This is a genomic window from Mesorhizobium sp. P170090 (assembly GCF_057786115.1).
Map to the genome: position 1 here is coordinate 1,814,183 of NZ_JBYNWH010000001.1, position 14,025 is coordinate 1,828,207.

Consider the following 14,025-nt stretch of genomic DNA (forward strand, 5'->3'; position numbering starts at 1 on the left):
TCAAGCAACGCGCGTTTGTGGGGCCTCTATTTCAGCGGTTCACTCATTTTGGCGCAAACGTTCCTGGGCCAGGGACTACAGTTCGTACCTGTCGCTCCGATTAGGCCTTTGTTCAGAAACCCGAGGGGCCGTGAGTCGACAGGACCCTAGAAGCGCCGATAATCGCGCCGTCAACTCGAAAGGGGAATTGGAACATGACAATCTCTCGCCGCAAGCTCATTAAAATGGGCATGGCCGCTGGAGCCAGTTTATCGATGCCGTCGGTACTGCGGGCGCAAACGGAGCCGACCGCGGCGCGGACGGTGCGGATGATGATGGGTGACCTTACCGTTTTCGATCCGATCTTCACGACTGGTGACCTCACCTCCATCCATGGCCTGGGCATATACGAAACGCTGTTCGCACTCGACTCAGAGTTGAAGCCGCAGCCGCAAATGGTGGGAAAGTGGGGCGTTTCCGAGGACAAGAAGACCTATACGTTCGAGCTCCGGGATGGCTTAGGCTGGCACGATGGCACTCCCGTCACCGCGGCCGACTGTGTCGCTTCGATCCGCCGCTGGGGTCAAGTGGATTCCGGAGGGCAAATTCTCATGGAGCGGGCCAAGGATATCTCGAAGAAGGATGATAAGACATTCACGATCGCGCTTAAAGAGCCGCTAGGGCTATTGATCGACCTACTGGCGAAGGTATCGCAGCCGGTCCCATTCATCATGCGCGAGAAGGACGCTAGCCGCCCCGCAACCGAGCAGGTGACTGCGAATATCGGATCGGGGCCGTTCAAAGTCAATCATGCTCTTGCTAAACCGGGCGCGAGCTTCGCCTACGATCGGAACGAAAAATACGTACCCCGCAGTGAGCCATCGAGTGGATACGCCGGCGGGAAAGTCGTCAAGATCGATCGCGTCATCTGGGATAATATCGCCGATCAGCAGACCGCTTTGGCAGCTTTACAAGCGGGTGAGGTCGATCTGGTGATATTGCCCTCCGCCGATCTTTACCCCATGATCGAGAGCGATCCTAACCTTGTACTACAACTTCTGAACAAGTCGGGCACAGACATGTGTCTGCGCATGAATCATCTGCAGAAGCCATTCGACAACGTGAAGGCGCGCCAAGCGATGCTTCACCTGATCGATCAAGAGGCGTTTCTGAGCGTCACGGCCCCCGATCCAAAATATGGCCAACCCGTCACTTCGATATTTGGAAACACCACCCCTTACTCGAATGACGAAAATACGGGGTGGTACAAGAAGGGCGGCGACCCCGAAAAGGCTAAGCAACTCTTCAAAGAGGCGGGATACGCGGGCGAAAAGGTCGTCATTCTCGACCCAACGAGCTGGGCGGCGGCCCACGCCGCCTCGCAGCTTCTGGCGGCCACGCTGCAGAAGATCGGGGTCAATGCCGAGCTTGCACCGAGCGACTGGGGGGGGGTTGTTGCGCGGCGCGCCAACAAGGAGCCCGTCGAGAGCGGCGGCTGGAGCATCTTCATCACGGACGACCCTGACTACGTCCAAGGCGATCCAATCTCCGCGCCCTTCCTAGGCGCAAACGGCGACAAGGCCTGGTACGGCTGGCCGAAGAACGATGAATATGAGGCCCTGCGGGCCAAATGGGCGGATGTCGAAACACTCGACGAACGCAAGGAACTGGCCCGTAAAATGCAACGGATTTGGTGGGAGTTCGTCGGCGACGTTAGACTCGGCCAAACTATCTCGCCGTTGGCACGTAGCAAGGCACTCACTGGACTCATCGAGATGCCGCACCTTTTCGCGATGTGGAACATGCAAAAGGCCTCAGCCTGATGGTTGCCTACATCATTCGCAGACTAGTTTCGACCATTGCCGTCATGGCAATGGTCGGGGTCTTCGTCTTCCTGCTCTTGAGGCTGGCGCCCGGTGACCCGGCCGCGATTATCGCCGGCAAGTCGGCCACGGCGGAGATGATCGCCGGCATCCGTGAAAAGCTTGGCCTGAACGATCCCATGCCAGTTCAGTTCTTTCATTGGGTGCGCGACATGCTCAGCGGTGATTTCGGCACATCAATCTTTGCCGGGCGACCGGTTCTCGAACTCATCTCACAGCGCCTTGAACCGACCATTTGCCTGTCGATCCTGACGATGATCCTTTCGGTGACGGTCGGGGTTTCGTTCGGTATCCTTGCCGCATGGCGAGCTGGCGGCCTGGTTGATCGCATCCTGACGGCATTCGCGACACTGCGACACTTGGTTTTTCCGTCCCGGTGTTCGTCATCGGCTTCTTTCTGATATGCTTGTTCGCGATCAGCATGCATTCGCTGCCGGTGCAGGGATACCAGCCTATTGGCCAAGGCCTTTGGCCCTGGCTTTATGCCGGTGATCCCCTGAACATGGACCCCTTCAAAACGCCTTCAGCCGCCTTCAGCGGAAATGTGGTTTGGGACCCACAATCTTGGGCGCGACGTGTTTGCACGAACAATGTTCGAGGCACGACGTGGCGCGGACCTTGTTGGTGGCAATGCGGCGGTAATGAGCGGTGGTCGCATGGCTGCGGCGACCGAGCAGCAGCTGCAGGTGCGCACGTCGGCGCCGGCCTCCAGAAGATGTCGACCCGTGGACCTGAGACGTGCTTGGCCGGCCAACGGCGACGACTGCGCCGAGATCGGTGATATTCTTGTCCATAGACGGTGCTTCTTTTGAGATGAGTGCTGCGACAGCAGCCATCTTGGCACGCCTCTCACGAGGATGATGCCGTTGCGGGCGCCGTCCACTCTCAAGAGAGCCTGAAGAACCTCGTCAAGCGCTATGCATCGATCAGAAGACGGTTGCGAAGTGGCGGCACCAAACTCGACCGCCGATCTTCCGACCGGTCCCAGAGAGCCGCGTTCGTCATTGCATCGCTGCCTTCAGCACCACGCATTTCGCGGTTGCCGCAGGCGGGCGCCGACAAGCTGCGTAACTGCACGCGACCGCGGACAAGATGACGATGGCCCAGTTCCTTCGGGATCTGATCCACACCATTCTGACCGACAACGGCATCCAGTTCACCAATCGCAGCTGCGAGCGCCAAACCCCGAGGCATGTCTTCGACGACGTCTGCGCCGACTATGGCATCGAGCACCGGCTCACCAAGATCAACCATCCATGGACCAACAGCCAGGTCGAGCGGATCAAACGAACCATCAAGGACGTCACCGTCACGTTTCCACTATGACCAGCACGATCAACTGTCGACTCGAATGCCGGGACCAAACAGCTAGGTCGATCCAGCCTCGTCGTTTCTTCGTCAACGGCCTCGTCAAAGACCGAGCGGCCGTGAGCGCAGCGATTATATCTCCCCGGTCCAATAGCCAAACCGAGGGGCAGATTACCAAACCGGAGCACTCACGGCGCCAAGATGGTTTCGACGAGTTTCACCCACCAACCGATGCCGTAAGGCAATGCCTCGTCGTCAAAATCAAAAGCTGGGTTGTGACATACAGCGGTCGGTCCGTTGCCAACAAAGATGTAGGCTCCTGGCCGCTCCTGGAGCATATACGCGAAGTCCTCCGCGCCCATGTTTATTCTTGTTGCAGCGTCTACGGAGGACGCGCCGACGAGATCTCGTGCCGCCTTGATGGCCAGCGTGGTCTCCTCCGAGTTGTTGGATGTAGCCGGCACAGAACGCATGTACTTGAATTCTATATCCCCGCCGAACGCCTGAGCGATGCCCCGGGCGACGGCCGGAATCTCTCGCTCGGCGAAGTCTCGCAGGGTGGACGCCAGAGCCCTGACCGTTCCGGAGATGGCAACTTGGTCGGGAATGACATTGTAGGCCTGGGCGGCACTCAGCTTGGTGACGGATATCACCAGCGACTCCAAAGGGTCGGTCCTGCGCGAAACCAAAACTTGCAGACCCAGAATGATCTGAGCTGCGATAACAACGGGATCCACGGTTCGATGTGGGTTGGCCGCATGGCCGCCAGTGCCCTTAACGAGGATATCGAAGTCATCCTGCGAGCCCATGATTGGACCAGGGCGGATGCCGAACTTGCCGATGTCAATGCCCGGCATAATGTGCATGCCATAAACCTGAGATATGCCAAAGCGATCCATGATCCCTTCTTGAACCATCCGCAGGGCGCCCGACGGGAGTTCCACTTCTTCGGCCGGTTGAAAGATTAAGGCGACAGTGCCTTTGAAGTTGCGGCTTTTGGCCAGGTGTTTCGCTGCACCCAAAAGCATGGCCGTGTGACCGTCGTGGCCGCACGCATGCATAATGCCCGGTATTTTCGACGACCAGGGTTTGTTTGAAGTTTCAATGATCGGAAGAGCATCCATATCCGCCCTCAATCCGATCGTCGGCCCGTCTCCACCCTCGCCTTGAATCAACGCGACGATGCCAGTTTCAGCAATACCCATCTCGATGTGATTGATGCCGAACGAAGCCAGTTTTTCCGCCACAAACTTCGCTGTGTACTCCAACCGATAATCCAACTCCGGATTTTCATGTAGATAGCGGCGCCACTCGGTCGCCTCGCGCTGTAGTTCCCGGAAAGTTTCAATGCTTGTCATGCCGCATTAGCCTTTTGAATGAATTCTGCCGACCCACTTGCCAGCAACGTCCTGTCGGGAAATGGATGGCCGATATTTGTCCTTCTTGAGCGCGGTATGGCAATCCCGCTCAATAGGATGAGAATGTGCCCGAGAAGATTGGAGCAAAAGCGCGTCGGTTTGGTGCCAAACTGCACCGATTGCCGAAACAATACGCCAGAAAGCGTTACGTTTTGAAATGAACGCCAGCTTTTCAGTTAGCTCCGCAAGTGAGGCAATGGGAGGTGGTCGGCTTGAAAGCAAGAACTGCCGTGGAGGACCGCAAGGCTTAATGGCTTGAGGCACCTCTCCTGCGCTGCGTAAAGCGCACTCGCGATGATCATGTTGCAGCCGCGAGATTGAATGCACTCATGTAGCCCCGCAGCACGTTCGCAAACGGTCCTTCTTCAGCTGCAGCCGCCTGGCATGCAGCACCGGCTCGCTGTAGCCGTTGGGCAGGACTGTGCCCTTGAACACCAGGTCGCAGGCGGCCTGAATGGCGATCGACTTGTCGAAATCCGGCCATCGGCCGGTAGAGCGGATCGCCGACGTTCTGGCGGTCGCCGATCGCCGCCATGCGCTGTAGCGACTCCCTGACCTGGATTTCCGAGCACACCTTGTGGCGCAGCCAGTTGGCGATGTGCTGCGAGGAGATGCGCAAGGTGGCGCGGTCCTCCATCAGGCCGACATCGTTGATCGGGCACTTTCGACCAGCCGACACCCTGGTCGATCCGGCGCACGACATAGCCGAGAATGCCTTGCGCGTTGTTGTCGAGTTCGCGCTGGATCTCGTCCGGCGTCCAGTTCGGCCGCCTGGCCACCGGCACCGACAGGATGTCGTCGAGCTTCGCCTTGGGCCGGTTCTTCAGCGCTGCCTGCACAGCATGCACATCGACCTTGTGGTAGTGCGTTGCGTGCAGCGTCGCCACCTTCGGCGAGGGCATGCTTGCCTTCTTTGTCCGACGCTAGCAGGTCGAGGTCACCTTTGCCGAAGTGCGCGCCATCGCGGGGTGAAGACCAGCCTCAATGGTCCGACTTGGCATCGAGCCACCCCTGCATCGCTCAGCCTCAATTCCCTCGTCACGACTTGGGCCGACAACCTGCTCAGCTATGACGCTGTACCCAATGCCGCGGCATAGGGTACACCAAACCGCTTCACATTCAGCGACGCCATCGCAGCCGTCCGCCTGCAATTGTGGACCGCAGACATTTATCCGGGCAATGTCTGACGATGTCGGACATGCGACATAGTGGTATGAGCGCCATCAGGTTGTTTCAACACGTCTTCTCCTTTGGCACGGCGCATGCAAGCAACGCCGTATCACGGACCGAGAATCTAGTCGGAGGTCAGTGATGCCTATTTACCTCGGCCCGCCGCACAGCACGCAACGGAGGTCAACGCCAATGACAAAAAGGGCGCTCATCCTGGTTGAAGGCCACAGTGGTATTGGTTTGCTATACGTGAAAGCGGCCCGGCGTCTTGGTCTGCATCCAATTACTCTGTCGGCTAATCCAACTCAGTACGACTATCTTATGGCGGAAGGAATTGAGGCAATCCGTGTCGATACAGACAATCTCGATGCGCTAATCCACGAATGTGCCCGGGTACGTGCGACCTTTGATATTTCGGGCATTACCGGCTTTTCGGGCGCCGACGAGTCGGCCTGTGTGATGGCTTCCGAACTCTGCCGGCGTTTCGATCTACCGGGACCGAACCCCGCATCGATTGAACGATGCTGCAACAAATTCACTCAACGTCAGCTTCTCGCCAAGGCCGGGGTTCCAGTACCTGCTTATCGCTTGGCGAGGAATGCGACGGATGTAGAACGCGCCGCCGAGGAGATCGGCTTGCCAGTAGTTCTTAAGCCAGTCGTGGGCAGCGGCAGCAGCGGTGTCCAATTGTGCCGCAACGCCGACGAGTTGGCTGAACATACGGCCTATCTCTTGGGCGGCGATCACATATGGCGGTCTTCGCCGAGCTTACTGGTCGAGGAATTCGCACAAGGCCCACAATACGGGGCCGAGATAATGGGAAATGAAGTCGTTGGGATAGCGCCCGCCGACTTCGGCCCCCACCCGCATTTCGTCTTTCATGGTGTGAGCTTTCCGGCTCCGCTAGCCGATGGGGAGCAGAAACGTATCGTCGATGTTTCGCTGAGCTGTTTGCGAGTTCTGGACCTTGGCTGGGGACCATCGAACGTTGAAATCCGGTGGACGAAGCGCGGCCCAGTCGTTATCGAAGTCAATCCGCGTCTCCCTGGCACGCCTACTCCTCAGTTGGTTCAGCTGGCTTACGGTATCGATCTCGTCACTGAGCACATCAAGCTTGTCATCGGTCAGGAGTGGGATTTGCGCAGAAGGCATTCGCACCCTGCGGCCGCTCGGTTTATAATTCCTGATGGCGATGGCATCCTCGACTTAATCAATAGCAATAGGGCAGCTGCTATACCAGGTATAGTCGAAGTCAAGTTCTATGTTGAGCCCAAGACACCGATCCACAGGAAAGGCGATTACCGCGACGCGATCGGACATATCATCGCCGTTTCACCCAGCTTTGCCCAGACCGAGACGATACTCCAGGATGCTGTAGACTTAGTCGATTGGTCGATCACACCATTTTCGACTCCCTCCGAATGGCAACCTAGCTCCTACCTGGCAGGCCATTAAGAGACCGTGGTTCACGCAAGAGCAGATCATCGGCGCATTGCGCGAGCATGAGCGGGATCAGGCCGGCATGGGTGACGTAACGACGACGGAAGGAAGCAATGGTCAGGGTTGCCTCAGCTATCCGCACTGCGAGCGGCGGTTGCATGCGTGGAGTTGCGCATGAAGCCTTTATCGTCGGCAGGATCGAGGCGGAGAAAGACATCACGGTCGATGAAATGGTCCTGCGCCTGCGCGAGGACAAATCCGTTCCCATCGGTCGCAGTGCTCTCCGATGCCTGGTTGCGCAACCGTGGCTGGACGAGAGCGTTCCGTTCTGGAACACCGTTGGCCAAATCGTCAAACTGTTCGAGCCGCACGAATGCGCAAACTACTTCGCAGCAGCCGGATATGACCCCGATCCCCCATAAAGGGCGGCGGCCCGAGCGCCGATCCCGTAGGGAAGCAAGACCCCGCAAGGACGTCATGCGCGGCGAAGCGGAAAGCTCGACAAGCGCTTGACTTCAACCTGTCGAATAGAGAAGCAACCCTCGTCTTTCAATCCCACGAAAGGGCGGGCCACCGATCTCGGCCCAGGAACATGACGTCTAGCGCCGAAACAGCTTACCGGTTTCTACGGCATCTCACCTCACAATCCTTCGCCATGCCATTCCGGAAGCAACATCATTACGGCAAACCGATAAAAAGCTGAGGCCAGCCGCCGCCAGCCACATGCGACGCTGTTTCGAACCCTTGGCAATGACCAGGTCCGGATGCCCAAGATCGGCAGCGCGGCCCGTCGCACTACAAGGCGATACGCTACGTAGAAAACTCTACGTCAAGCGCGCCCAGTGCGGTAGGATCGACTTCATCATGAACGCCGCGTCATCGTTCACATCTACAGATCTCGCCGGATTTGCACTTGCGACGTCCGTCAACCTCTCCTCATTAAGGCGCCTCACGCCTTGGCCCGAGTTGCGCGGATCGGAGAGTTTAGCCCGCCCGTACGCCTTGACTTTTTCGGAACTGGTCCAGCGGCGGGGCTGGTGCGTTTGCGGACCTAGAGCGAGCTATCGGATCCGGCCTGCGGAGGCGCCCGCATTTCAAACAACGCCCCTTTGTGGGGCCTCTATTTCAGCGGCGCACTCATTTCGACGCAAACGTTCCTGGTCCAGGGGCTACAGTTCGTACCTGTCGCCCGATCATGTCGCTTATTAGCGATAACCGAGGTGAAGACAAGACTTTAGAAGCGTCGAATTAATCGCGCCGTCTACTCGAAAGGGGAAGGAAATATGAGAATCTCTCGCCGCAACCTCATCAAAATGGGCATGGCCGCTGGAACTGCTTTATCGATGCCGTCGGTACTGCGGGCGCAAACGGAGCCAACCGCCGCGCGAACGGTGCGGATGATGATGGGTAACCTTACCGTTTTCGATCCGATCTTCAACACGGATGATCGCACCTCCATTCATGGCCTGGGCATATACGAAACGCTGTTCGCACTCGACTCCGAGTTGAAGCCGCAGCCGCAAATGGTAGGGAAGTGGGGCGTTTCCGAGGACAAGAAAACCTATACGTTCGAGCTCCGGGATGGCTTAGGCTGGCACGATGGCACTCCCGTCACTGCGGCCGACTGTGTCGCTTCGATCCGCCGCTGGGGTCAAGTGGATTCCGGAGGGCAAATTCTCATGGAGCGGGCCAAGGATATCTCGAAGAAGGATGATAAGACATTCACGATCGCGCTTAAAGAGCCGCTAGGGCTCTTGATCGACCTACTGGCGAAGGTATCGCAGCCGGTCCCATTCATCATGCGCGAGAAGGACGCTAGCCGCCCCGCAACCGAGCAGGTGACTGCGAATATCGGATCGGGGCCGTTCAAGTTCAATGAAGCTCTTGCAAAGCCAGGTTCGAGCTTCACCTACGATCGCAACGAAAAATACGTACCCCGCAGTGAGCCGTCGAGTGGATACGCCGGCGGGAAAGTCGTCAAGATCGATCGCGTCATCTGGGATAATATCGCCGATCAGCAGACCGCTTTGGCAGCCTTACAGGCGGGTGAGGTCGATCTGGTGATGTGGCCCTCCGCCGATCTTTACCCCATGATCGAGAGCGATCCTAACCTTGTACTACAACTTCTGAACAAGTCGGGCACAGACATGTGTCTGCGCATGAATCATCTGCAGAAGCCGTTCGACAACGTGAAGGCGCGCCAAGCGATGCTTCACCTGATCGATCAAGAGGCGTTTCTGAGCGTCACGGCCCCCGATCCAAAATATGGCCAACCCGTCACTTCGATATTTGGAAACACCACCCCTTACTCGAATGACGAAAATACGGGGTGGTACAAGAAGGGCGGCGACCCCGAAAAGGCTAAGCAACTCTTCAAAGAGGCGGGATACGCGGGCGAAAAGGTCGTCATTCTCGACCCAACGAGCTGGGCGGCGGCCCACGCCGCCTCGCAGCTTCTGGCGGCCACGCTGCAGAAGATCGGGGTCAATGCCGAGCTTGCACCGAGCGACTGGGGGGGGGTTGTTGCGCGGCGCGCCAACAAGGAGCCCGTCGAGAGCGGCGGCTGGAGCATCTTCATCACGGACGACCCTGACTACGTCCAAGGCGATCCAATCTCCGCGCCCTTCCTAGGCGCAAACGGCGACAAGGCCTGGTACGGCTGGCCGAAGAACGATGAATATGAGGCCCTGCGGGCCAAATGGGCGGATGTCGAAACACTCGACGAACGCAAGGAACTGGCCCGTAAAATGCAACGGATTTGGTGGGAGTTCGTCGGCGACGTTAGACTCGGCCAAACTATCTCGCCGTTGGCACGTAGCAAGGCACTCACTGGACTCATCGAGATGCCGCACCTTTTCGCGATGTGGAACATGCAAAAGGCCTCAGCCTGATGGTTGCCTACATCATTCGCAGACTAGTTTCGACCATTGCCGTCATGGCAATGGTCGGGGTCTTCGTCTTCCTGCTCTTGAGGCTGGCGCCCGGTGACCCGGCCGCGATTATCGCCGGCAAGTCGGCCACGGCGGAGATGATCGCCGGCATCCGTGAAAAGCTTGGCCTGAACGATCCCATGCCAGTTCAGTTCTTTCATTGGGTGCGCGACATGCTCAGCGGTGATTTCGGCACATCAATCTTTGCCGGGCGACCGGTTCTCGAACTCATCTCACAGCGCCTTGAACCGACCATTTGCCTGTCGATCCTGACGATGATCCTTTCGGTGACGGTCGGGGTTTCGTTCGGTATCCTTGCCGCATGGCGAACTGGCGGCCTGGTTGATCGCATCCTGACGGCATTCGCGACACTTGGTTTTTCGGTCCCGGTGTTCGTCATCGGCTTCTTTCTGATATACTTGTTCGCGATCAGCATGCATTCGCTGCCGGTGCAGGGATACCAGCCTATTGGCCAAGGCCTCTGGCCCTGGCTAGAGCACCTCATCCTGCCGACGCTCACTTTGAGTATCGCTTATATTGCTTTCATCGCGCGCATAGCGCGAGCGAGCATGCTGGAGGTCCTGTCGGAAGACTATATGCGAACGGCCGCCGCCAAGGGCGCGTCGTCCTATGCCATGCTTTTCCACCATGCGCTTAAGAATGCAGGTGCTCCGATCCTCACAGTAATCGGCTTGAGTTTCGCTGGTCTGATCGGGGGTGTCGTCATCACGGAAACGGTTTTCAACGTACCTGGCGTGGGTCGCTTGGTGGTCGATGCGATCAACAATCGCGATTACCCGATCATTCAAGGCGTGCTCATCCTTGTTTCGGGCCTTTACGTCTTGATCAATCTGGCGGTCGATCTTTCCTACACACTGGTCGATCCTCGCATCCGGTACTGATATGGCACTCCTCTCCCCACCAGTTGAAGCCGTCGCGACGGGCCCCCTGCAAATATCTGACCTGCCGCGTCTCGCAAGGCGGCAGCCACTGGTCGTGCTTGGCGGCGGCCTCCTGGCGCTAATGATCGTTCTAGCACTCGCTGCCCCGCTTTACGTCGGCGATCCTCTCAACATGGATCCATTCAAACGTCTTCAGCCAGCTTCGGCTGAGATGTGGTTCGGAAGCGACAATCTGGGGCGGGACGTGTTTGCACGAACAATGTTCGGCGCCCGGATCTCCCTCATGGTGGGATTGATATCGGCGGCGGGTGCAGCTCTCGGCGGCCTTCTCATCGGTGTCCTCGCCGGCTATAGCCGCGGCTTCGACAGCATCGCGATGCGGGTCATGGACGGACTGATGTCGATCCCCACGGTTCTCCTAGCCATCGCGCTGATTTCCCTGACCGGCCCCGGAGTCGGTATCCTCATCTTCGCCATCACGATCGTCCAGCTGCCAAGCGTCACCCGGATCGTTCGTTCGGTGGTTATGAGCGTTCGGCAGCGTCCCTATGTCGAAGCCGCGATTTGCGGCGGTGCGCGCCTGCCGAAGGTGCTGTGGCGGCATATCCTGCCGAGCACCATTCCTGCGCTTATGGTGCAAAGCGCCATTGTCTGCGCAGATGCGATTCTGACAGAGGCCGGGCTAAGCTTTCTCGGCGTGGGAGTCCCGCCCGACATCCCCAGCTGGGGAAACATGATCTCTAGCTCTCGCTTGTATCTCGCTATCGCTCCGTTGACCGTCTTTGCTCCCGGCATCTGCCTCGCGGTCATGGTCCTTGCCGTTAACCTTCTTGGGGACGGCTTGCGCGACTTTTTCGATCCCCGTGCGAAGCGGAGGCGCTGACATGCAAATGCATACGACAATAGGCCAAATGCATACGACGATAGGCGATGACGTGCTTCTCGATGTCCGAGACCTTGAGACACACTTTTACGGCGAAGACAGCGTCACCCGCGCGCTGGGCGGCATCAGCTTCCAGGTCAAGAGTGGCGAAACACTCGGCATCGTCGGCGAATCCGGATGCGGCAAGAGCGTCACCGCTCTTTCAATTCTCCGCCTGCTGCCGAAGCTGAGCGCCAGGACCGTTGGCGGCGAGATCCGATTTCGCGGGCGCGACCTTCTAAAACTCTCTGAACGAGATATGCGAGGAATTCGTGGTAACCAGATCGCCATGATTTTCCAGGAGCCGATGACAAGCCTGAACCCGGTATATACCATCGGTCACCAAATCGCCGAAGCGGTGCAGATTCACACCAAGGCCTCCCGGCCAGAAGCGATGGCCAAGGCGCAAGAGCTGCTTCGTCTGGTCCGCATCGCGGATCCCGACCGTCGGGTTGACAACTATCCCCACGAAATGTCGGGCGGCATGCGCCAGCGCGCCATGATCGCCATGGCGCTTGCCTGCTCACCGGAACTTCTGATTGCCGATGAACCGACAACTGCGCTCGACGTCACCATCCAGGCCCAAATCCTGCGGCTGGTGGTTGAATTGAAAGAGCGCATGGGAACGGCGGTGATGTTCATCACGCACGATCTGGGCGTCGTCGCCGAGACGTGCCAACGCGTGATTGTCATGTATGCCGGCCGCATCGTGGAGCAGGCGAGCGTCATTGATCTGTTCGCGCGCCCTGCGCACCCCTACACTCAGGGACTGATGCGCTCGGTGCCTGATCGGCGGCGCGGCCGACAGCATCGTCTGCCAGAAATCCCTGGTATCGTACCCAGCCTGCGCGAGCCAATTATCGGATGCAGTTTCGCGCCTCGCTGTCCGTTCGCGATAGACATTTGCCGTGAAAAGACGCCGGTTGTGATTAACGTCGGGCCGGGCCACGCCGCTGCTTGCTGGCGCGCCGAAGAGGTGGTTAGCGCATGAGCGGACCTCTGCTGAAAGTCGAGAACCTAACCAAGCATTATCCGCTCGGTGCGGGGTTCCTGAACAAGACCATCCCGGTGGTGCGCGCGGTCCAGGATGTATCCTTCTCCGTCGAGGCTGGCGAGACGCTCTGTATCGTCGGCGAATCCGGCTGCGGCAAGTCCACTATCGCGCGTCTGCTGATGCGGCTTGCGGAACCGACGAGCGGACGCGTGCTGATCGAGGGCACCGACATCGCCGGTCTCAAAAAGGGTGCTTTGCGTGCCTGGCGGCGGCGGATGCAGATGGTCTTCCAGGATCCCTATTCGTCGCTAAACCCGCGCATCACCGCCGAAAAGATCATTACTGAACCCGTCGAGAATTTTGAGCACCTCAGCCGCAAGCAACGCAAAGAGCTTGCCGCGGAGCTTCTGCGAAAAGTTGGCATGTCGGCTCAGATGATGGACAGGCTCCCGTCCGAACTGTCGGGTGGTCAGCGGCAGCGGCTCGGCATCGCACGGGCTCTGGCTCTCCAGCCCTCGCTCATCATCGCCGATGAGGCAGTTTCGGCCCTCGACGTTTCCGTACAGGCTCAGATCCTGAACCTGCTTCTGGATCTCCAGCAGCAGATGGGCATCGCTTTCGTCTTCATCTCCCATGACCTTGGCGTCATCGAGCATATCGGCCATCGTGTCGCGGTCATGTATCTGGGGCGGATCGTGGAGCTCGCCCCATGTGAGGCACTCTTCGCCAAGCCCGTCCACCCTTACACCGAGGCGCTGATCGCGGCAGCCCCGATCCCCGATCCGACGCGAGTTCGGCTGGAGGCGCCCGTCGAGGGGGAGGTGCCGAGCCCTGTCAATCCGCCCAAGGGCTGCGCGTTCCATCCGCGCTGCCCGCTCGCGGTCGAGCGCTGCCGAATCGAGGTGCCGCCTTTAGTACCGATGGCTGACGGGCGCGTCGTCGCCTGTCATGTGCGCGCTCCGGCTGAAGGCATTACAGGACAGTCGGATGGGAGGGCAGCGCTCGACTTGCTCCCGTCGCATAGCCGCACGGTTTGGTCCACCGGAACATCAAGGCACTCAAAACAGCACTCGTGAAAA

9 protein-coding genes and 5 pseudogenes are annotated in these 14,025 nt (G+C 58.6%); 11 read left to right on the forward strand and 3 right to left on the reverse strand.

Annotated elements, in window-relative coordinates; translation table 11 throughout:
* Positions 1 to 194 precede the first annotated feature (194 nt).
* The 3 genes and pseudogenes from AC3EML_RS08750 to AC3EML_RS08760 all read left to right on the forward strand — a co-directional run.
* Positions 195 to 1,802, forward strand: coding sequence for an ABC transporter substrate-binding protein (locus tag AC3EML_RS08750; RefSeq protein ID WP_488376750.1), 1,608 nt, complete (start codon positions 195 to 197; stop codon positions 1,800 to 1,802).
* Positions 1,802 to 2,340 (forward strand): annotated as a pseudogene (locus AC3EML_RS08755) (ABC transporter permease); the annotation flags it as partial. The gene AC3EML_RS08750 and the pseudogene AC3EML_RS08755, both read left to right, overlap by 1 nt.
* Positions 2,317 to 2,467, forward strand: a pseudogene (locus tag AC3EML_RS08760) (ABC transporter permease); the annotation flags it as partial. The pseudogenes AC3EML_RS08755 and AC3EML_RS08760, both read left to right, overlap by 24 nt.
* On the opposite strand, the pseudogene AC3EML_RS08765 reads toward AC3EML_RS08760, so the two are convergent.
* Positions 2,396 to 2,583, reverse strand: a pseudogene (locus AC3EML_RS08765) (integrase); the annotation flags it as partial. The pseudogenes AC3EML_RS08760 and AC3EML_RS08765 overlap by 72 nt on opposite strands.
* A gap of 99 nt (positions 2,584 to 2,682) precedes the next feature.
* Between AC3EML_RS08765 and AC3EML_RS08770 the strand changes: the two are divergent.
* Positions 2,683 to 3,204: pseudogene (locus AC3EML_RS08770) on the forward strand (transposase family protein); the annotation flags it as partial.
* A gap of 154 nt (positions 3,205 to 3,358) precedes the next feature.
* Here AC3EML_RS08770 and AC3EML_RS08775 read toward each other — a convergent pair.
* Positions 3,359 to 4,528: a M20 aminoacylase family protein gene (locus tag AC3EML_RS08775; protein ID WP_352756489.1), complete on the reverse strand. Its 1,170-nt coding sequence runs from the start codon at positions 4,526 to 4,528 to the stop codon at positions 3,359 to 3,361.
* Between the two features lie 387 nt (positions 4,529 to 4,915).
* Positions 4,916 to 5,496, reverse strand: a pseudogene (locus AC3EML_RS08780) (malate synthase G); the annotation flags it as partial.
* 454 nt (positions 5,497 to 5,950) lie between these two features.
* Here AC3EML_RS08780 and AC3EML_RS08785 point away from each other — a divergent pair.
* From AC3EML_RS08785 to AC3EML_RS08815, 7 genes are all read left to right on the forward strand, one after another.
* Positions 5,951 to 7,213, forward strand: coding sequence for an ATP-grasp domain-containing protein (locus tag AC3EML_RS08785; RefSeq protein ID WP_488376749.1), 1,263 nt, complete (start codon positions 5,951 to 5,953; stop codon positions 7,211 to 7,213).
* Positions 7,214 to 7,311: 98 nt separating this feature from the next.
* Entirely contained in the window at positions 7,312 to 7,620 is a 309-nt protein-coding gene (locus AC3EML_RS08790) for a hypothetical protein (protein ID WP_488376756.1), read from the forward strand.
* An 861-nt stretch (positions 7,621 to 8,481) separates the two neighbouring features.
* Positions 8,482 to 10,089, forward strand: coding sequence for an ABC transporter substrate-binding protein (locus AC3EML_RS08795; RefSeq protein WP_488376748.1), 1,608 nt, complete (start codon positions 8,482 to 8,484; stop codon positions 10,087 to 10,089).
* On the forward strand, positions 10,089 to 11,030 hold the full coding sequence (locus tag AC3EML_RS08800; RefSeq protein WP_488376747.1) for an ABC transporter permease: 942 nt from the start codon (positions 10,089 to 10,091) through the stop codon (positions 11,028 to 11,030). Before AC3EML_RS08795 ends, AC3EML_RS08800 begins: the two co-directional genes overlap by 1 nt.
* Position 11,031: 1 nt before the next feature.
* Positions 11,032 to 11,913, forward strand: coding sequence for an ABC transporter permease (locus tag AC3EML_RS08805; RefSeq protein ID WP_352522248.1), 882 nt, complete (start codon positions 11,032 to 11,034; stop codon positions 11,911 to 11,913).
* Position 11,914: 1 nt separating this feature from the next.
* Complete coding sequence (locus tag AC3EML_RS08810) at positions 11,915 to 12,943, forward strand: ABC transporter ATP-binding protein (protein WP_352522247.1); 1,029 nt, start codon at positions 11,915 to 11,917, stop codon at positions 12,941 to 12,943.
* A complete protein-coding gene (locus AC3EML_RS08815) occupies positions 12,940 to 14,022 on the forward strand; it encodes an ABC transporter ATP-binding protein (protein WP_352522246.1) in 1,083 nt (360 codons plus the stop codon). The genes AC3EML_RS08810 and AC3EML_RS08815 overlap by 4 nt, the downstream gene beginning before the upstream one ends.
* Positions 14,023 to 14,025: the final 3 nt, after the last annotated feature.